At 72.2% G+C, this 18,896-nt stretch carries 18 protein-coding genes and 1 tRNA gene; 8 read left to right on the forward strand and 11 right to left on the reverse strand.

The features are described 5' to 3' along the window. Positions 1-4: 4 nt before the first annotated feature. The 3 genes from BLU20_RS12905 to BLU20_RS12915 all read left to right on the forward strand — a co-directional run bounded on the left by BLU20_RS12905 (position 5) and on the right by BLU20_RS12915 (position 2,910). Entirely contained in the window at positions 5-640 is a 636-nt protein-coding gene (locus BLU20_RS12905; protein WP_083372768.1) for a hypothetical protein, read from the forward strand. A gap of 99 nt (positions 641-739) precedes the next feature. Beyond that, positions 740-2,503, forward strand: coding sequence for an ABC transporter ATP-binding protein (locus BLU20_RS12910; protein WP_083372769.1), 1,764 nt, complete (start codon positions 740-742; stop codon positions 2,501-2,503). Between the two features lie 77 nt (positions 2,504-2,580). After that, positions 2,581-2,910 (forward strand): cupin domain-containing protein, encoded by a 330-nt coding sequence (locus tag BLU20_RS12915; RefSeq protein ID WP_083372770.1) that lies wholly within the window; start codon positions 2,581-2,583, stop codon positions 2,908-2,910. A 73-nt stretch (positions 2,911-2,983) separates the two neighbouring features. Here BLU20_RS12915 and BLU20_RS12920 read toward each other — a convergent pair whose 3' ends face one another. Continuing rightward, complete coding sequence (locus BLU20_RS12920; protein WP_083372771.1) at positions 2,984-3,607, reverse strand: pentapeptide repeat-containing protein; 624 nt, start codon at positions 3,605-3,607, stop codon at positions 2,984-2,986. A gap of 162 nt (positions 3,608-3,769) precedes the next feature. Here BLU20_RS12920 and BLU20_RS12925 point away from each other — a divergent pair, with 162 nt between their 5' ends. Then, positions 3,770-4,600, forward strand: coding sequence for a hypothetical protein (locus tag BLU20_RS12925; RefSeq protein WP_083372772.1), 831 nt, complete (start codon positions 3,770-3,772; stop codon positions 4,598-4,600). Between the two features lie 99 nt (positions 4,601-4,699). Here the strand turns inward: BLU20_RS12925 and BLU20_RS12930 are convergent. From BLU20_RS12930 to tmk, 4 genes are all read right to left on the reverse strand, one after another. Beyond that, positions 4,700-4,775: transfer RNA gene (locus BLU20_RS12930), tRNA-Thr, on the reverse strand. Positions 4,776-4,861: 86 nt separating this feature from the next. Next, complete coding sequence (locus BLU20_RS12935; RefSeq protein ID WP_083372773.1) at positions 4,862-6,391, reverse strand: alpha/beta hydrolase; 1,530 nt, start codon at positions 6,389-6,391, stop codon at positions 4,862-4,864. 89 nt (positions 6,392-6,480) lie between these two features. Beyond that, positions 6,481-7,620 (reverse strand): DNA polymerase III subunit delta', encoded by a 1,140-nt coding sequence (locus BLU20_RS12940; protein WP_083372774.1) that lies wholly within the window; start codon positions 7,618-7,620, stop codon positions 6,481-6,483. Next, on the reverse strand, positions 7,617-8,291 hold the full coding sequence (tmk, locus tag BLU20_RS12945; protein ID WP_172829079.1) for a dTMP kinase: 675 nt from the start codon (positions 8,289-8,291) through the stop codon (positions 7,617-7,619). Before tmk ends, BLU20_RS12940 begins: the two co-directional genes overlap by 4 nt. Positions 8,292-8,435: 144 nt before the next feature. Between tmk and BLU20_RS12950 the strand changes: the two genes are divergently transcribed. Further along, complete coding sequence (locus tag BLU20_RS12950; RefSeq protein WP_029252035.1) at positions 8,436-8,873, forward strand: pyridoxamine 5'-phosphate oxidase family protein; 438 nt, start codon at positions 8,436-8,438, stop codon at positions 8,871-8,873. 12 nt (positions 8,874-8,885) lie between these two features. Here the strand turns inward: BLU20_RS12950 and BLU20_RS12955 are convergent, their stop codons facing one another. Beyond that, positions 8,886-9,788: a serine hydrolase domain-containing protein gene (locus BLU20_RS12955; protein WP_083372776.1), complete on the reverse strand. Its 903-nt coding sequence runs from the start codon at positions 9,786-9,788 to the stop codon at positions 8,886-8,888. 95 nt (positions 9,789-9,883) lie between these two features. Here BLU20_RS12955 and BLU20_RS12960 point away from each other — a divergent pair, with 95 nt between their 5' ends. Next, positions 9,884-10,552, forward strand: coding sequence for an HAD-IA family hydrolase (locus tag BLU20_RS12960; RefSeq protein ID WP_083372777.1), 669 nt, complete (start codon positions 9,884-9,886; stop codon positions 10,550-10,552). Here the strand turns inward: BLU20_RS12960 and BLU20_RS12965 are convergent. The 4 genes from BLU20_RS12965 to BLU20_RS12980 all read right to left on the reverse strand — a co-directional run bounded on the left by BLU20_RS12965 (position 10,497) and on the right by BLU20_RS12980 (position 14,632). Then, complete coding sequence (locus tag BLU20_RS12965; protein ID WP_083372778.1) at positions 10,497-11,663, reverse strand: aromatic acid exporter family protein; 1,167 nt, start codon at positions 11,661-11,663, stop codon at positions 10,497-10,499. The genes BLU20_RS12960 and BLU20_RS12965 overlap by 56 nt on opposite strands. Before the next feature lie 20 nt (positions 11,664-11,683). Further along, positions 11,684-12,487 carry an alpha/beta hydrolase gene (locus tag BLU20_RS12970; protein ID WP_083372779.1) on the reverse strand — a complete coding sequence of 268 codons (804 nt, stop codon included), beginning with the start codon at positions 12,485-12,487 and terminating at the stop codon, positions 11,684-11,686. Between the two features lie 19 nt (positions 12,488-12,506). Then, positions 12,507-13,535 (reverse strand): Gfo/Idh/MocA family protein, encoded by a 1,029-nt coding sequence (locus tag BLU20_RS12975; RefSeq protein WP_083372780.1) that lies wholly within the window; start codon positions 13,533-13,535, stop codon positions 12,507-12,509. A gap of 77 nt (positions 13,536-13,612) precedes the next feature. Continuing rightward, positions 13,613-14,632 (reverse strand): Gfo/Idh/MocA family protein, encoded by a 1,020-nt coding sequence (locus BLU20_RS12980; protein WP_083373070.1) that lies wholly within the window; start codon positions 14,630-14,632, stop codon positions 13,613-13,615. Between the two features lie 72 nt (positions 14,633-14,704). Between BLU20_RS12980 and BLU20_RS12985 the strand changes: the two genes are divergently transcribed. Both BLU20_RS12985 and BLU20_RS12990 read left to right on the forward strand, forming a co-directional pair. Then, the gene (locus BLU20_RS12985; protein WP_029252028.1) at positions 14,705-15,427 is read left to right on the forward strand and encodes an ABC transporter ATP-binding protein; all 723 of its coding nucleotides are present in this window, start codon (positions 14,705-14,707) and stop codon (positions 15,425-15,427) included. Beyond that, on the forward strand, positions 15,424-17,997 hold the full coding sequence (locus BLU20_RS12990) for an ABC transporter permease (protein WP_083372781.1): 2,574 nt from the start codon (positions 15,424-15,426) through the stop codon (positions 17,995-17,997). Before BLU20_RS12985 ends, BLU20_RS12990 begins: the two co-directional genes overlap by 4 nt. On the opposite strand, the gene BLU20_RS12995 is transcribed toward BLU20_RS12990, so the two are convergent. Continuing rightward, positions 17,994-18,896 (reverse strand): aminoglycoside phosphotransferase family protein, encoded by a 903-nt coding sequence (locus BLU20_RS12995; protein WP_083373071.1) that lies wholly within the window; start codon positions 18,894-18,896, stop codon positions 17,994-17,996. The genes BLU20_RS12990 and BLU20_RS12995 overlap by 4 nt on opposite strands.

The following is an 18,896-nucleotide window of genomic DNA, read 5'->3' on the forward strand; positions in this document are numbered from 1 at the left end:
CGCGATGGACGACGGCGAGACCAACGAGACCGGCGAGCCCTGGGAGCAGGTCGCCGAGCGGTTCGCCCAGATGAGCGGCCTGGTGGGCGAGGTCGCCGACCCGCTCCTGTGGGGGATGGACCTGCGCGAGGAGTCGCTCGCGGTCGTCGACGACTCGACCGACGACGAGATCGACCCTGCCGCGGAACGGTTCTGCCGCGGGTACGAGACCTTCGAGGCGGAGCCGTTCGGCGTCGAGACGCTGCGCCACCCCGTCACCGACGAGGTGCTGCCGGACCTCCTGCGCGCCGCGCTGACGACGGCGATCGCCGCGCCGCTGCACACCGACGTGCGTCCGCCGACAGAGCCCGGCGGCACGGCCGGCTCCGACGACTTCGCGGACGCATACCAGGACTACCGCAGCGCGATGAGGGCCGTGCTCGACGACGTCGAGCGGGCGGGGATCGACACGTCGCCCACGGTCGTCGACGGCGTGGGGCCCGGTGCGCGGATCACGACGCGCGGCATCACCGCGCAGTACGTGCAGGTCGGCGAACGGGCGCTGCTCGTCACCGGACCGACCGACCTGGTCGAGCGCGTGGACGTCGTGATGCGGCCGCTGCGGAACCTCCTCCACGACGAGGACGGGCCGCGCTTCTAGCCTCCCGGGCGACCTTCTCCGACGTCGGACGGACCCGCTCACGTCAACGCTGACACGAATCGATTCGACCCGCGGCGCAAACCCCGGCAGGATGGATCCGTGGACCCCCTCGACGCCTATGACGGCACGCACCCCCTGCGCACTGTCGCGCACCTGTACCGCCCCCAGCGCGCACGCCTCGTCGGGGCCGCGGTCGTCTTCGCGATCAAGCACTCCCCCGTCTGGCTGATCCCCGCGCTGACGGCCACCGTCATCGACATCGTCGTGCAGCACCGGCCCCTCTCCGAGCTGTGGCTGATCGCGGCCGTGATGGCCGTCGTCGTCCTGCAGAACTACCCGCTCTCGCTGCTGTACATCCGCACGCTCTCGCGGGCGGTGCGCAGCGTCGAGACCACACTGCGCATGGCGCTGACGCGCCGGCTCCAGGAGCTGTCCATCGGCTACCACCGCCGCACGAGCGCCGGGGTGCTGCAGACCAAGATCGTGCGCGACGTCGAGAACGTGGTCGAGGCCTCCCGCACCACGTTCGACTCCGGCATGGCAGCGATCACGACGCTCGCCGGCGCACTCGTCCTCACCGGGCTCAAGGTGCCGGAGTTCCTGCCGATCTTCGCGCTCACCGTGCCGCTCGCGGCCTGGCTCGTCATGGCCATGCGCAAGCGGATGGCGGCACGCAACGCCCAGTTCCGCGGCGAGGTCGAGTCGATGTCCGCGCGCGTGTCCGAGATGGCGCACCTGATCCCGATCACGCGCGCCCACGCCCTCGAGGACCGCGAGATCAACCGCATGGACACGACGCTCGGCCGCGTCCGTGAGGCAGGCCTTCGGCTCGACCTCGTCAACGGCCGGTTCGGGACGATCGCGTGGGTGATCCTGCAGCTCCTCTCCGTCGCGTGCCTCGTCGGTGCCGCCTGGGTGGCGTGGACCGGGACGTTCGACGTCACCGCCGGCGACGTCGTCATGCTCTCGACCTACTTCGTCACCCTCACCGGGTCGGTCACGCAGCTGATGACCCTCGCACCGATCATCGCCAAGGGCCTGGAGTCGATCCGTTCGATGGGCGAGGTGCTCGAGGAGTACGACGTCGAGGAGAACGCCGGCAAGCCGACGCTCGACCACGTGGACGGGACGGTCGAGTTCCACGACGTCACGTTCACCTACGACGACGCAGCCGGCCCCGGCGAGACCGCCGCCCCCGCCGTCGACCACCTCGACCTCGTGGCCCGCCCCGGCGAGACCGTCGCGCTGGTCGGGTCGTCCGGGTCCGGCAAGTCCACCGTGCTGAACATCGTGATCGGATTCCTCCAGCCCCAGCACGGCCGCGTGACCGTCGACGGGCACGACATGTCGGCCATCGACCTGCGCTCGTACCGCAAGTTCCTCGCCGTCGTCCCTCAGGAGTCGGTGCTCTTCGAGGGCTCGATCCGCGACAACGTCACGTACGGCTCCGACGACCTCGACGACGACGCCGTACGCGCCGCCCTGGTCGACGCGAACGCCTGGGACTTCGTCGAGGAGATGGGCGGGCTCGACGCCGTCATCGGGCAGCGGGGCGGACGACTCTCCGGCGGGCAGCGGCAGCGGCTCGCGATCGCGCGCGCGCTGGTCCGCGACCCCCGGGTGCTGGTGCTCGACGAGGCGACCTCCGCGCTCGACAACACCTCTGAGCGCCTCGTGCAGCAGGCCCTCGGCCGACTCATGCACGGTCGCACCACGTTCGTCGTCGCCCACCGGCTCACCACGATCCAGGGTGCGGACCGCATCGTCGTGATGGAGTACGGCCGTGTCGTCGAGGTGGGCACGCACGCCGACCTCGTCGCGGCCGGCGGGACGTACGCGCGGATGCACGGAGCCTCGCTCTGACGCTCGGTGCCGGCGCGACCGGCGCCCGGGGTGCCCCGGTGGCACGATGGTGAGAACCCACCACCTCCGGAGGACCGATGACGAACCTTCAGCAGGCCGCACTCGCACACATGGCCTACGCGCAGGCCGAGAAGAACGGACGCAGCTCCGAGATGCTGGTGCACGACGGGCCGCTGCGACAGTCGCTCCTCGCGCTGGTCAAGGGCACCGAGCTGGGTGAGCACAACGCCCCGCCCGCCGCGAGCCTCCTCGTGCTCGAGGGCAGCGTGCGTGTGACGACGCCCAGCGGCGAGGAAGACCTGGCGCGCGGCGAGCTCGCCGTCCTGACGCACGAGCGGCACGCGGTCCTGGCGCTCGAGGACTGCGTCTTCCTGCTCACGACCGTCACGAGCATCCCGAAGCCCTGACGCCGAACGGTTTCGACAAGCTCAACCAGCGCAGAGACAAGCTCAACAAGCGCAGGTCGAGCCTGTCGAGACCTCAGTCCGCCCGCACGTCCATCCCGAACGCCTCGGCGACGACGACGGCCTGGTCGATCGTGATGCGCGCACCCCGCAGGACGGTGCCCGGGAGGTCGAGACCGGCCACGCTGCCGAGCGCGCTCCCGCGAAGGTCTGCCCCGCTGAGGTCGGCACCTGCAAGATCGGCGCCCGACAGGTCGACCTCTGCGAGGACCGCCTCCCGGAGCCGGCTCCTCGTCAGGTCCGCCTCCCGCATCCGGACGCGCTCGAACCGTGTGCCGTCGAGAACGGCACGAGACAGGGAGACGAACGACCAGTCGCCGCCCGTGGCGCGCATCAGCTCGAACCGACAGCGGTCGAAGCTCGAGCCGGTGAGCTTGCAGTCGTCGAACAGCGTGTCGAAGAAGACCGCGCCGCGGAAGGTGCAGTTGATGAACGCCGTCGTCGTGTGTGCCGAGGCGTTGAACCGGACGTCCTGGAACGTGCAGCCCGTGAAGACGGTGCCCGTCGTCGTGACCTCGCTCAGGTCTGCGCCGACGAAGGTGACGTCCGTGAATTCTCCACCGCCGACGTCGGCCCCCTCCCAGTCGTGGTGGCGGACGGTGGAACCGGGGGCAGCGCGCGGGGGCGAGTTCGGAGGCACGACGACGACGCTACCGCCGGATGCCCGACCGGTTCGCGGACGTCGGTGTCACCATGGGAGACATTTCCTTTTTGATCGCCAAACTACTTTTGGACGGGCGTTCCGAAGGAGTCCGTACTGACCGTAGACTCCGCACGAAAAGTCCCCGCCAGCGAGGTGCCCATGCGCTCTGCTCTGATTGCCGTCGTGAGCGGACTGCTCGCGCTCGCGACGATGCAGCCCGCAGCGGCAGACGACTACGTCGAACCGCCGCCGTTCTCGGTCACGATCGAGGGCGTCCAGCTCGACGGCCCCGTCGGGAACCCGGCCCGCATGTGGTATGGCCTGCGCAGTCTCGACGGGCAGCGCGAACGCACCTACAGCTCCAAGCTGCCGAAGGACGGCGGCTACGTGACGTTCGGCGGGACCGTCCACTACCCCGACGGCTACTGCGTCACCTGGGTGACGGTGCAGTGGGACTTCGCCGGCTTCTACAAGAACCCCCTGTGCACAAGCTCTGGATCGGCGGCCGCCCCCGAGTCGACCCCCGAGGCCTCCGCCACCGCCGAACCGGCCCCGGCGCCGAGTGCCGCCGCGCCCGCGGAGGACGAGTTCGACTCCGCCGTTCCCGCCGAGACGGGTACGGCCGAGGTGGCCCCGGACGACGGGACCGCCGAGGCGACGCAGACGACAGCGACTGTCGACCCGGAGGAGACCCCCTCCGAGGAGGCGAGCGACGAGCCGAGCGAACCTGCCGAGGACACCGACCTACCCGCCACGGACGCCGCCGACGACCTGCCCGCCGGCACGACCCTGGTGAGCAGCGGGACGGACCTGGGTGACATCTACGCGGAGCGTTCGGCGCAGGCCTCGGAGAGCGCGACGGACTCGACCCCGGAGCCGTCCGCACCGATGGGCGTGATCCTCGCAGCCAGTCTGGGTCTTCTCGGCGTCAGCGCAGGGGCCGGGATCTTCCTCAGCCGACTCCTCAAGGACCCGCGCTCGGGCCTCTGAGGGTCACCGGCCGGCCTCGGCACGCATCGACGCGACGGAGCAGCGCGTCGCCCGGAACGACGAAGGGCCCGACATCCTCGGATGTCGGGCCCTTCGCTGTGGAGCCGCCTACCAGAATCGAACTGGTGACCTATTCATTACGAGTGAATCGCTCTACCGACTGAGCTAAGGCGGCGCACTCGCAGGAGCGAGCGGACCCACTGTACCCAACGGATGGCCCCGGCTCCAAAACGGCCCGGGAGCCCGCCGTCGGACGGCCTCTCAGCAGGTCAGGCCGTCCTCCGGGACGTCTCCGTCGACGAGGTATCCCTCGACCGCGTCGGACACGCACGAGTTCGAGCTGCCGTACGCGGTGTGCCCCTCGCCGTCGTACGTGACCAGCACGCCGGAGTCGAGCGTGTCCGCCAGCCCCTCGGCCCAGACGTACGGCGTCGCGGGGTCGTTGGTGGTGCCCACGACGACGATCGGCGGCGCACCGGCGGCCGCGAGGTCGAACTCCTGGTCGACGGCGGCGTACGGCCAGTCCCAGCAGGTCAGGCCGTTGTACGTGAAGAACTCGCCCATGGTCGGCGCCGCGGCCTCGATCTCGGCGGCCTGCTCCTCCATGAAGTCCATGTCCGGGTTGCCGGCGTCGTCGAGGCAGTTGATCGCCCGGAACGCCTCGGAGGAGTTGGTCGAGAACGACCCGTCGGGCTCACGGTCGTTGTAGAAGTCCGCGAGATAGAGAAACGTGCTCCCCGTCCCCTGGGTGACGGCCTCGTCGACGGCCTCGGTCAGCAGGGGCCAGTTCCCCTGGCTGTAGAGCGGGAGCGCGATGCCGTAGAACATCAGCGTCTGCGTCAGGTCCCGGTCGCTGTCCGTGGGCAGCGGGTCGTCGTAGGCGCGCTCCAGCAGGTCGTGGATCTGCTCCATCCCCGCGTCGACGTCGCCGGTCAGCGGGCAGTCGGCGCCGCTCTGGCAGTCCTCGACGTAGGCGCGCAGCGCGTTCTCGAAGCCCACCGCCTGCTCGGCGGAGATCTCGTCGGACGTCAGCGTGGTGTCGATCGCCCCGTCGAGGACGAGCCGGCCCGCGGTCTCCGGGAAGAGGCCCGCATAGGTGGCCCCGAGCTGGGTCCCGTAGGAGAACCCCAGGTAGTTCAGCTCCTCGTCGCCGAGCGCGCTGCGCAGCATGTCCATGTCGCGCGCGGCGCTCTGGGTGTCGACGTGGGCGAGCTGGTCGCCGGTGTTCTCCTCGCAGGCGTCCGCCCACTCCTTCAGGGACTCCTCGAGGGCGTCGATACCGGCCTGGTCGTCCGAGAAGTCCTCGCTGAGCGCCGCGTCCTTGTCCGCGTCGTCGAGGCAGACCACCGGTGCCGACTCCCCGACGCCGCGCGGGTCGAACCCGACGATGTCGAAGGCCTCCTGCAGCGGCTGCCCGAAGACGCTGCGGGCGTCGGTGACGAAGGTGATGCCCGAGGCGCCGGGACCACCCGGGTTCACGAGCAGCGACCCCTGCTTGTCGCCGGTGGCCGGCAGGCGCTTGAGGCCGAGCTCGATCGTGCCCGAGTCCGCGTCGCCCCAGTCGACGGGAGCCTCCGCCGTCGTGCACTCGTAGCCCGCACCGCACTGCTCCCAGTCGAGCTCCTGGGTGTAGTAGTCCTCGAAGCCGTCCGGGGCGCTCTGTGCGTCCGGGGTGCCGGAGGACGTCGACCCGGACGGCGCCGGGTCGTCACCGTCAGAGGGAGTGCACGAGGCGAGGACGAGGGCGAGGGCAGCGGCGGTGGCCGCGACGAGGGCGGGGCGAGTTCTCACGCCGCAACGGTAGTGGGTCACGGCACCTTCGCGACGTTCTGCACCGTTCCGCGAGCTGGTTTCACACGACCTTCACCGGCGACGAGGCCTCAGGGACACAGCTCGACGAGCATCGCCTCGGTCGCCAGGAGCGGCGATACGTTGGTGCCGAGGCGTTCGCGCGCCGTCGAGATCGCGTTCATCTGCTCGATGGTCCGCACGGACGTCGAGCGCCCGGCAAGCATGCGGACCGTCGCTCCGTGCGCCGTGTTGACGAGCTCGACCTCCGCCCCGAGCTGGGTGACAAGGACGTCCCGGTACAGCGAGAGCAGGTCCAGCATCGCCCGGTCCAGGACGTCGCGCTGGTAGCGGGTGGCGCGTCGCTTCTGGTCCTTCTCGAGCTCGGTGACCTGCGAGCGCAGACGCGGCGGGAGCGTCTCGCCCGCCTCCGCGCCCAGCGCGCGGAGCAGCGCACCCTTCTCCTCGGCGTCACGCTCCTCCGTCGCCGACCTCGCCTCCGCCTGCGCGACCTCGACCAGCCGGCCCGCGGCGATCACGGCCTCACCGACGGACGCGACCTCGGCCGGGATCTTCAGCACCTCGTCGCGGCGCTCGCGGGCTCCTGCGTCGCGCGCCAGCCGTCGGGCCAGCCCGATGTGGCTCTGCGCGGCACGAGCGGCCTCGAGCGCCACCTCGGGCTCGGCGCCGTCCCGCGAGACGAGCAACGCGGCGACGGACTCGACGGGCGGCACCCGGAGCACCACGCCACGGCAACGCGACCGAATCGTCGGCAGGACGTCCTGGGAGCTCGGGGCGCACAGCAGCCACACGGTCTGCGGGGGCGGCTCCTCGATCGACTTCAGCAGCACGTTCGTCGTGCGCTCGAGCATGCGGTCCGCGTCCTCGACGACGATGACCTGCCAGCGCCCCGTCGAGGGCTTGCGCACGGCGCGACCGATGAGGTCGCGGACCTCGTCGATCTTGATCGTCACCTGCTCGGTCGCGACGACGGTGACGTCGGCGTGCGTGCCCGCGAGCGTCGTCGTGCACGCCTGGCAGCGCCCGCACCCGCGCTCGTCGGGATTCTCGCACTGCAGCGCCGCGGCGAAGGCCCGCGCGGCGTTGGAACGGCCCGACCCGGGCGGTCCCGTGAACAGCCACGCGTGCGTCATCGAGCGCGGCTCGGCCACGGCGGCCCGGAGGGTGTCGATGACGTGCTCCTGCCCGACGACGTCGTCCCAGACGCTCACTCGCTCGTCACCTCCTCCGCGTCGAGCCAGGCGGCCTCCTCGACGAGCGGTGCTAGGTCGAGCCGTGCCGCCAGGGCGACACGGATCTGCGCCTGCAGGTCGTCGACGTCTCCGTCGGCGTCGATCACGATCCACCGGTCGGGCTCCGCGGCGGCGCGGCTGAGGAACGCCTCGCGGGTGCGCCGGTGGAACTCGTCCCCCGCCCGTTCCAGGCGGTCGGGCGTGCTGGTGCGGCGCCGTGCGGCGACGACCGGGTCGAGGTCGAGCAGCACCGTGGCGTCGGGCATCAGGTCCTGCACGGCCCAGCGGTTGACGACCTCGACGCTGTCGTCGCCGAGCCCGCGCCCGACGGCCTGGTACGCCAGGGAGGAGTCGAGGTAGCGGTCGGTGAGCACGACGGCGCCCCGCTCGAGGGCGGGCCGGATCAGCGAGGCGACGTGGTGGGCACGGTCGGCCGCGTACAGCAGCGCCTCGGTGCGCGGGTCCATGTCGTCGCCGTGGAGGATCGCCCGGCGCAGCACCGCCCCGAGCTCGGTCCCGCCCGGCTCGCGGGTGAGGACGACGTCGCGCCCGGTGACCTCGGCCAGCCAGTCGCGCAGCAGGCGCAACTGGGTCGACTTGCCGACCCCGTCGCCGCCCTCGAAGGAGATGAAGTACCCGGGTGCGTCCACGGCGTCCACGATAGCCGCGCCGTCCACCACCGCCCGGCGTCCGACGTGACGCACCTCTCAGGATTCGCCCGGAAGGGACGGGCCGACGGTGGAATGATCGAGGTATCGGCCGAGCGCCGCTCGGCCCGGAGACCGGAGGCACCCATGACGCACGAGTCCGCCCCTGTCCGTGGCACGGTCGAGAATCTCTCGACGTCGGAGGCCACCGCGCTCCTCGGAGCGAGTCCGGTCGGCCGGCTCGGCGTGGCGATCGCCGGCGAGGTCGACATCTTCCCGGTGAACCACGTCCTCGACGACGGGGACGTGCTGTTCACCACGGCCCCCGGGTCCAAGCTCGCCGAGCTCACCGTGTCCACCCGCGTCGTGTTCGAGGTGGACGGCTGGGACGACGACGTCGCATGGAGCGTGGTCGCACGCGGCACCGCCCGGGTGCTGGACCACGAGAGCGACGTCCTGCACGCCGAGAGCCTCGGACTGGAGTCCTGGTCCTCCACCCGGAAGTCGGCGTGGGTGCGCGTCAGCCCCGACGCCGTGTCGGGGCGACGGATCTACCGCACGGGCACCGACCCCGAGGCCTGGTAGCCGGACCGGTGCTCAGCCGCCCGCCGCGCGCTGCGCCGCACGGCGGGCCGCCCCGGCGGTGAAGCCCGGGACCCCACCGCACCGGTGCGCGAGGACGAGCCGGTCGTGGCTGGTCTGCACCCACGCGCCCTGCCGCAGGGTCATCCCGTTGTGCCACGCGACGTCACGCCCCAGTCCTCCGCGCTGCCAGGCGTGCGGCGAGGGCGGGTCCGACTCGGGCGGCGGCGCCAGCGGGGAGCGCTTGCCCCCCACCCCTTTGGCTCCGAGCACGTCCGCGAGCGCCGGCAGCGTCGCCCAGAGGCCCCCGACACCGCAGAACGGACCGGTGGACAGGTCCCAGTCGGCCAGCGGCTTCCCGGAGCGGTCGAGCGGCAGGGTCGCCCCGGCGGGCGGCGCCACGGTGAACGCGTCGGGATCGGCGCCGAGGGGTTCCACCACCCGCTCGCGCAGGGCCGTCAGCCAGGACTCTCCCGTCACCGTCTCGGCCATCCGGGTCAGGACGGCGTACCCGAGGTTGGAGTAGTTGTCCCTGCCCACGGACCTGGCCGTGACGAGCCCGGCGAGGTGCGGGACGACGTCGCGGTCGAAGGCCTCCGTCGTCCAGGCCACGTAGGGGTCCTTGTCGACCGGTGCCCCGGAGGACCGTGGCAGCACGCGCGGGAGGCCCGAGCGGTGCCGCACCAGCGCCTCGACGGTGAGCGACGGTGCGGCAGGCCCGCCGAGGACCTCCGGTGCCGTCGTCGACCAAGCCAGCGACCCGTTGACCACGAGGGCGCGGACGAGCCCGGCCGTCAGGACCTTGGTCACCGACCCCCAGCCGACGGCGCGGTCCGGACCGTGCCAGGGGCCCCACGTCGTCTGGTCTGGCGCGCCGCGGGGGCGCACGAGGGTGGCGGTGCTCGTCCGAGGTCGCATGGCGCGATAGTGGCATACCTGGACAGTCCCGACAACGGGTTGGTGACACGTGCTCCGCCGGGTGCGCCGTCGGTGCAGCGCCGTAGGGTGCTCAGATGGCACTGAACCTTGCTGACCTGACGTTCGACGCCGTCCTGTTCGACCTGGACGGGACGCTCGTGGACTCCGTGCCGGCGGTCGAGCGGAGCTGGCGCACCTGGGCGCAGGAAGAGGGTCTGCCCGACGGCGCCGACTTCCGGGTCGCGCACGGGACGCCCGCGAGGGTCGTCGTGTCCCGGCTCGTGGAGCCGGAACGGGTGGATGCTGCCGTCGCGCGCATCACCGAGCTCGAGCTCGCCGACGAGGACGGCATCGTCGTGCTCCCCGGCGCGGCCGAGGCGCTGACGGCGCTCGCCGACCGCTGCGGGATCGTCACGTCCTCGACGGACGCGCTCGCCGCGCAGCGGTTCGGTGCGTCCGGGCTCGTGCCGCCCGCGGTCGTCGTCACGGCGGACGACGTCACGCACGGCAAGCCAGACCCGGAGCCCTACCGGCGCGGCGCCGAGCTCCTCGGCGTGGACCCGGCACGCTGCCTCGTCGTCGAGGACGCCCCCGCCGGGCTCGCCGCCGGCCGGGCGGCGGGCTGCGCGACGCTCGCCGTTCTCGGCACCCACGCGCGGGACGACCTCGACGCCGACGCCGTGGTCAGCGACCTGTCCTCCGTGCGGTTCACGCTGGCCGACGACGGAGCTCGGGTGTGCCTGGATCGTGCCCCGAACCACTGACGCGGCCGTCTCCGTGCGCCTCGCGGAGCCGGAGGGCCCCGGCACCTCGTTCGAGGGCGAGCACCACCGTGCCGGCGACGAAGAAGTCCTCACCACCCGCCTGCCGTTCTGAGCGCACGACGTCGCGCAGCCCGGCCGCGACCGTGTCCACCTCCGCGGAGGACTCCTCGTCCTGGCTCGCACGCAGGACGCGAGCGTAGGTCTCGAGGGCGTCGGCGACCACGGGCCGTACGCGGGGGCCGAACGCGACCTCGTGGTCGTCGTCGCGCTCCCAGCGCATGACGAGTCGACTGATGTCCTCCACCATCTCGGCGGTCACACGCAGGGTCTCCGACCGCGCGAGCAACAGCTCGACCTCCTGGGACCGCCGTCGAGCCCGGACGTTCGCCCGCACCGACTCCTTGCTCTCCTCGACCGCGGCCGTGGCGCGCTCGAGCATCGGCTGGATCTCACGACGCCGGTCGTCCCACTCCTCCGGCGACGGCGGTTCCTCGCCGTGAAGACCGTCGGCGAGGGCGTCGAGCTGGTCGGCGAGCTGGTCGCGCAGCCGGTCCAGCTCGATCGCCGACGGGACGAGCAGCAGCGGGGGCAGGGCCGCGTTGACGAGCGCGCCGATCGCGGCCCCGAGCGCGACGAGCCCGGCGTAGGCCCCGACGAACCCGAGCGAGTCGCTGCTGCCGATGATGAGCACGATCAGGGCCGACGTGATCACCCAGTCACCGAGGGGGCCGAACCCGCGCCACCCGGCGACGAGGATCGCGACCGCGACGACGACCGCGATGGCGACGAACCCGGGAAGGTCGAGCAGGGCCGTCAGCCTGGCGATCACGGCCCCGACGACCACGGCGCCCGCGGCCTGGGCCGCCGACCGCGCGGACCGCATGACGGTGCGGCCGGTGGCGACGACGGCGCCGAGCGGGGCGTAGTAGGCATAGTCCGAGAGCGGGGACGGCAGGAGCGTCGCGACGAACCAGGCGACGGAGGCGGCCAGCGCGCCCTTCGCGGCCAGCGACCACCGCGGATGTCTGGCCCAGATCCGGTCGACGCTCCGTGCTGCGTGCCCGACCCGGGTCTCGCGGAGGCGCTGCGTCAGGCTCGAGGGTGGGGGCATGCCGACACGCTAGGTGGCACTCAGGCGACTCGCCCGTCGTCACCGTCCGCGGCGAGCGGGAGCCACGCGAGAGCGGCACGGACCTGTGCGTCCCAGTAGCCCCACTCGTGGTCGCCCGGCCCGAGGTCGACGGCGACGTCGACCCCGAGGTGCCGCGCCTCGGCGAGGAAGCGCTCGTTCCCGGAGAACAGCGCGTCCTCGGTCCCGCAGGTCACACGCAGCGCCGGCAGGTCCGTCCCGGCGGCGACGCGCGTCCGCAGCAGGTGCAGAAGGTCCGAGTCGGTGCCGGCCGTCGGCTGCGATCCGAACACCGTCGCGTACAGATCCGCCCGGGCTTCGGGCAGGCCGGGTTCGGCGACGTCGAGCACGCCGGAGAACGAGGCCGCGGCGGCGAACCGCTCCGGCTCGCTCAGGGCCCAGCGGAGCGCGCCGTACCCGCCCATCGACAGTCCCGCGACGAAGGTGTCCTCCCGGGCCTGCGAGACGCGGAAGAAGGAGGCGACGACGGCGGGCAGCTCCTCGGTCAGGTACGTCCAGAACCGCTGGCCGTGCGCCTCGTCGTGGTAGAAGCTCCGCTCCACGCGTGGCATCACCACGGCGACCTGGTGCTCCGCGGCGTAGCGCTCGATCGAGGTGTTCCGCGTCCAGGCGGTGTCGTCGTCGGAGAGCCCGTGCAGCAGGTACAGGACCGGGGGCGCCTCCGCCGTTGTATGCACGGGCGCGGGGCCGCCGATCTGCTCGCGGGGGGCCTGCGGGAGGATCACGGAGACCGACGTCCCCATCTCGAGGACGTCGGAGAAGAAGTCGCAGCGCATGTGAGCCATGCGGCTCACGCTACGCCGGTCACTCGCCGGGGTAGACGACCCCGACCTGGCGTCGGATCTCGTCCATCGTGCGCATGACGGCGAGGGTCTCGTCCCAGGGCATGCGGCTGCTCTCGGTCCGGCCCACCGCGATGCAGCGCGCGACCTCCGCGGCCTGGTACTGCATGCCCTGCTCGGCGACGTTGGTGTAGACCGCCTCGACGCCGTCGTTCGGCACGACGCGGAACGACGTCGGGGTGTAGAACCACGGGTCGATCTCGATCCGACCGGTCGTCCCGGCGATCACGGCGCCGTTGCGGGTCTTGGCCCAGAGCGTCGTCGACAGCGTCGCCTGCGCCCGCTGCCCGTACCGCAGCGCGATGCTGATCTGACCGTCCACCCCGGTGTCGGTGAGGGTGCCGGTCGCCACCACCTCGTCGGGGACCCCGAGCACGTCCATCGCGAACGAGACCGGGTAGACCCCGAGGTCGAGCAGCGCACCGCCGGCGAGCTCGGGGGCGAACAGCCGGTGCGACGGGTCGGCGTCGAAGTGCTGCCCGTGGTCGGCGTGCACGGCGACGACCTCGCCGATGTCGCCGCGCTCGATCACGGCGCGCATCGCGGCGACGTGCGGCAGGTGCCGGGTCCACATCGCCTCCATGACGAACACCCCAGCCTCGCGCGCGGCGTCGAAGACCTCCTGCGCCTCCGTCGCATCGCGGGTGAACGCCTTCTCCACCAGCAGATGCTTGCCCGCGGCGACGGCGAGGAGCGCGTGGTCGCGGTGGTGCGAGTGCGGCGTCGCGACGTAGATCGCGTCGACCTCCGGGTCCGCGACGAGCTCCTCGTACGACCCGTGCGCGCGGGCACCGTTCGCGTGCTCCGCGGCGAAGGCCTCGGCCCTCGCGAGATCGCGGGAACCGACGGCGGTCACGGTCGAGACGGTGAGTTCGTCGACGGCGCGGGCGAAGGTCTGGGCGATGCCGCCGGCGCCGAGGATCCCCCACCGGATCGCCGGAGCGCTCTTCGGGTCGCGGGCGTGGTCGGCGATCTGTCGCGAGTCGGTCATGGGGTCACGGTAGACACCCCGACCGGTGCGATCGAACCGATCCGACGAGTGGAGATCCGTTCGGAGTCCGAACAGCGCTACTCCCCGGGATACACCACGCCGAGCTGGCCGCGCGCGGCGTCGAGGACGGCCATCAGGTCCAGCGTGTCCTGCCACGTCATCCGCGCGCTCTCGACCGCCCCGGAGGCGATGCACCGCGCCACCTCGGCGGCCTCGTACTGTTTGCCGTCCTCGACGAACCCGTCGAACTCCTTGCGCCCGCCGTCCGCCCACTCGACGACGAACCCCGTGGGGGCGAACGCGTGGTCGGCGATCTGGATGTTCCCCGCGGTCCCCCCGATCGTGACGGACGTCGGCGACGGTGACTGCACCGACGTCGTCACCGACGCCACCGCCCGCTCGCCGAACCGCAGCGCGATCGCCGACTGCGCGTCGACCCCCGTGCTCGTGAGGAAACCCGTCGCACGCACCTCGTCCGGCACCCCGAGCAGGTCCATCGCGAACGCGACCGGGTACACGCCGATGTCCAGGAGGGCGCCCCCGGCGAGCGCCGGGTCGAAGATCCTCGACGTCTCGTCGTACGGGAACGCGACCTGGTAGTTCCCGGTGACCGAGACGACGTCGCCGATCTCGCCCCGGGCGACGAGCGCGCGGATCGCGGCGACGTGCGGCAGGTGACGGGTCTTCATCGCCTCCATCACGAACACGCCCGCCCGTCGTGCGGCATCGAGCACCTCGACCGCCTCGGCGGCGTTGCGGGTGAACGCCTTCTCGACGAGCACGTGCTTCCCCGCGGCGATCGCGAGGAGCGCGTGGTCGCGGTGGTGCGAGTGCGGCGTCGCGACGTACACCGCGTCCACGGCCGGGTCGTCCACCAGCGCCTCGTACGACCCGTGCACCGGGGCGTCGGGCGCGTGCTTGTCGGCGAACTCTCGACCGCGCCCCGCGTCCCGGGAGCCGACGGCGACGACGCGCGACCGCGTGTATGTGCCGACCGCGGCGGAGAACGAGCCGGCGATCCGTCCCGCACCGAGCACCCCCCATCCGATCGCGGGGGCGGCCATCGGGTCGGGTGCGGCGTCCAGGACGGAGATCATCAGTTCACCGTAGGTCATGGCGAACCGCGGCGTCCGGGGTGAGGATGGAGCCCCGACGACGAGGAGTCCTCCATGAGCAAGGTCTCGGCCCGCGGTCTGGTCAAGGTGTACGGCCAGGGCGACACGCTTGTCCGCGCCCTCGACGGGGTCGACGTCGACCTCGACGGCGCCCATCTGACCGCGGTCATGGGCCCCTCCGGGTCGGGCAAGTCCACGCTGATGCACTGCCTCGCGGGGCTCGACCGTGCGACCGCGGGGACGATCGTCGTCGACGGCACCGAGATCGGGCGCATGAGCCAGCGGCGCCTGACCGCGCTGCGCCGGACCCGGGTGGGGTTCGTCTTCCAGTCCTACAACCTGGTGCCCACGCTCACCGCCGAGGAGAACATCACCCTCCCCCTCGACATCGCCCGGGCGACCGTCGACCGCGCGTGGTTCGACGAGGTCGTGGCCGCCGTCGGGCTGGAGAACCGCCTGCACCACCGACCCGCCGAGCTCTCGGGCGGTCAGCAGCAACGCGTCGCCTGTGCACGGGCGCTGGTCTCCCGCCCGTCGGTGGTCTTCGCGGACGAGCCGACGGGCAACCTGGACTCGCGCTCGTCGGCCGAGGTGCTCGGGTTCCTCCGACGCTCCGTGGACGAGCTCGGCCAGACCGTGGTGATGGTGACGCACGACCCGCGTGCGGCGTCGTACGCCCACCGGGTCCTGTTCCTCGCCGACGGCCGGATCGCCGGTGACCTGATGGACCCCACGCAGCAGACCGTCCTCGACGCGCTCGGTGAGATGGCGTCATGATCCGCGTCGCGCTGCGCGGCGTGCGGGCGCACCTCGTGCGGTTCGTCCTGTCCGTGCTCGCCGTGACGCTCGGTGTTGCGTTCGTCGTCGGGAGCTTCGCGTTCCGGTCCGTCCTCTCCGCGACGTTCGAGGACATCATCGCCACGACCGTCGTCGCCGACACCTACGTGCGCGGCTCCGAGCCGCTTGCGCAGGCCCCGGCCGCCGGCGGCGGATCCGTCACCGGGTTCGGGGACCCGCGCGAGCCGGTGCCGCTCTCGGTGGTCGACGACGTCGCCGCCGTCGACGGGGTGGCTCGCGCGTCGGCCGACGCCTCGGGTCCTGTCGTCCTGGTGGGTGCCGACGGGACACCGGTGGTCACCACCGGCCCGCCCAGCACCGCGCTTCCCGTGTACGACGACGACCCTGCCCTGACGCTCTCGGGCGGGACCTGGCCGCGGGGTCCGGACGAGATCGTCCTCGAGGACTCCGCCGCCGCGACAGCCGGGCTCACCGTCGGGGACGCCACCCAGGTGGTGCTCGGCGACGCACCGCAGGACGTGACCGTCGTCGGGACGTTCTCGATCGAGGCGTCGGCCGCCGGGGCGATCCTCGTCGGCATCGACGAGGAGACCGCGCTCGCGACGTTCGCCCCCGACGGCGTCGTGCCGACGATCAGCGTCTTCGCCGAGGACGGGGTCGGCGAGGAGGAGCTGACCGCGCGGGTGGCCGAGGTGCTGCCGTCCGGCGCCGAGGCCGTGACCGGCGACGAGGCCCGCGCCGAGGCGAGCGCCGGCGTCGAGCAGATCCTCGGGTTCGTCGAGACGTTCCTGCTCGTGTTCGCGGCGATCTCCCTGGTGGTGAGCACCTTTATCATCGCGAACACGTTCTCGATGTCCGTACGCGAGCGCATGCGCGAGCTCGCGCTGCTCCGCGCGCTGGGCGCCTCCCCGCAGCAGGTCTTCCGGTCGATCCTCACGCAGGCGCTGGTGGTCGGCGTGCTCGGCGCAGGGGTCGGCATCGTGGCCGGCGCCGGGCTGGTACGGCTCATCCAGGTGGTGCTCGCCGCCCAGGGGATGGAGTTCGGCGGGACCGTCCGTCTCGGCTCGGACGACATCACCGTGGCCGTCGCCGTGGGCGTCGGGGTCAGTCTCGCCGCGGCCGCGGTGCCGGCACGCCGCGCGGCCACGATCCCGCCCGTGCAGGCGATGCGCGACGAGGTCGCCCCGGAACGTCAGACACGCGTCCTCACCGTCGTCGGCACGCTCGTGCTCGTGGTGGGAGCCGGCCTGCTCGCGCTCGCCTCGGCACTCGGTCGGTCCGTCGACGGCGTCGGCGTCTCGTTCCTCGACGACCTCGATCCCCGGTGGCTGCTCGGCCTCGGCGCCGCCGGGGTCCTGCTCGGCGCTCTGCTCGTCTCGCCCGCGCTCGCCCGCCCTGTCCTGACCACGCTCGCGTGGCCGTTGCTCCCCCTGCGCCCGCTCGGCCGACTCGCCCGCGGCAACGTCACGCGCAACCCCCGACGCACCGCCAGCACCGCGGGGGCCCTGATGATCGGCATGGCACTGGTCAGCGTCACCGGGGTGATCGCGGCCTCCACGCAGGCCTCGGTGCGCTCCATCGTCGAGAACGAGGTGGCCGCCGACTACGTCGTCGACTCCGCGACCCTCACCGTGCCCGAGGACGCCGTCGCCGCGGTCGAGAACGTCGCGGGCGTCGAGCGCACCGATCCCGTGCGGCTCGGCGGTGTCGCGTCCGACGACGGCGACGTCACCCTCGCGGGCGTCGAGCCCGGGTTCTTCTCGACGGCGCTGGACGTCGTCGTCGACGACGGCGACCCCGACGGGGCCCTCGACGCCGGAGAGGCCGTGGTGGGACGGATCGCGGCACGCGAGCGCGGCTGGGCGGTCGGCGACACCCTCACGCTCGGGCGGGAGGCCTCGACGCAGGTCACGGTCGGGGCCGTCGTGGACAGCCAGATCGTGACCACCGACCTCGTGCTGCCCCAGAGCATGGCCGACGACCTCCTGCCGCCCAGCCAGCAGACGGTGCGCGTGGTCTACGTGACGGCGGCAGACGGGACCGATCTCGCGACGCTCCGGACCGACCTGCAGACCGCCGTCGAGCCGTTCGTGGTGCTCACGGTCCTCGACAGCGAAGAGCTCGCCTCGTCGTTCGCGGACCAGGTGACCCAAGTGCTCGCGATCCTGTACGCGCTGCTCGCGCTCTCGATCGTCATCGCGCTCCTCGGGATCGTGAACACCCTCGCACTGTCGATCATCGAGCGGACCCGGGAGATCGGGCTGCTGCGCGCGGTGGGGCTCGGCCGACTACAGCTTGCGGGCGTGATCGCCATCGAGGCTGTGATGATCTCCCTCTACGGCACCGTCCTCGGCGTGGCCGTGGGCATCGCGATCGGCGCCGCGCTGCCGGGGGTTCTCGCTGACGAAGGCCTCTCGACCCTGGCGATCCCCTGGGACCAGGTGCTGGGCGTGCTCGGCGCCGCGGTGGTGATCGGGCTGATCGCGAGCGTCTGGCCCGCGATCCGGGCGGCACGCCTGCCGGTGCTCGACGCGGTCACCGTGGACTAGAGGCCGCGCCGTCCCGTTCCGTCGAGCTCGCTGAGAACTTCGAGGGCGGCGCGCCGGCCGACAGCAGCAAGCGCAGGGTTTGTCACCTCGTAGTAGTGCCATGCCCCGATTCCGAAGCAGAACGCCCACCCTCGGCCACGCGCCCACGTCCCGTCGTCCACGCCGCTGGCCGCCCGGAACACGGGCCTCGACGCAGCATCGAAGAGCGTCCACCCGGCCATCAGGTCGCAGGCAGGGTCACCGATGCCGCAGCCACCGAAGTCGATCACCGCGCTCAGCCGACCATCGAGCGTCAGGAGGTTCCCCGGCAGCAGGTCGCTGTGCAGCCACACGGGGTCGCCCTGCCACTGCGGACGTCCGAGAACGCCCTCCCAGTACGCCAGAGCCAGTTCACCGTCGATGGCGCCGCGATCCCCGAGCGAGCCGATCTCGTCACGCGTGCTGACATCCCTGGTCGACAGCGGGCCACCCCGGAACGAGGCGGGTCCACCCGTCGCCGGAACCCGCTGAAGCGCGTGAACGAACCGGCCAAGATCCTCGGCGGCCACCGCCAGGTCGTCGGGCGGTGCCACGAGGGCGTCGTCTCCGTCCAGCCACCGGTAGACGGACCAGGGCAGGGGGAACGCCTCGGTCGCGGCCCCAGCTCCTACGGGCACGGGCAGGTGCAGCGGCACGTGGGGAGCGAGGTACGGCAGCCACCGTTGCTCCTTGGCGACCTGATGCGCTGCACCGGGGACCCGAGGCAGCCTGACGACAAGGTCGTCACCGAGCCGGAACATGGCGTTGTCCGTGCCGGCCGAGGCGACACGGACCACCCGGCGCCGTCCCCACGCGGGGAACTGCTCCGCGACGAGAGAGGCGACAAGGACCTCGTCGACATCGAGCTCGTCAACGTGCAT

The organism is Paraoerskovia marina (genome assembly GCF_900105445.1).
Lineage (GTDB): Bacteria > Actinomycetota > Actinomycetes > Actinomycetales > Cellulomonadaceae > Paraoerskovia > Paraoerskovia marina.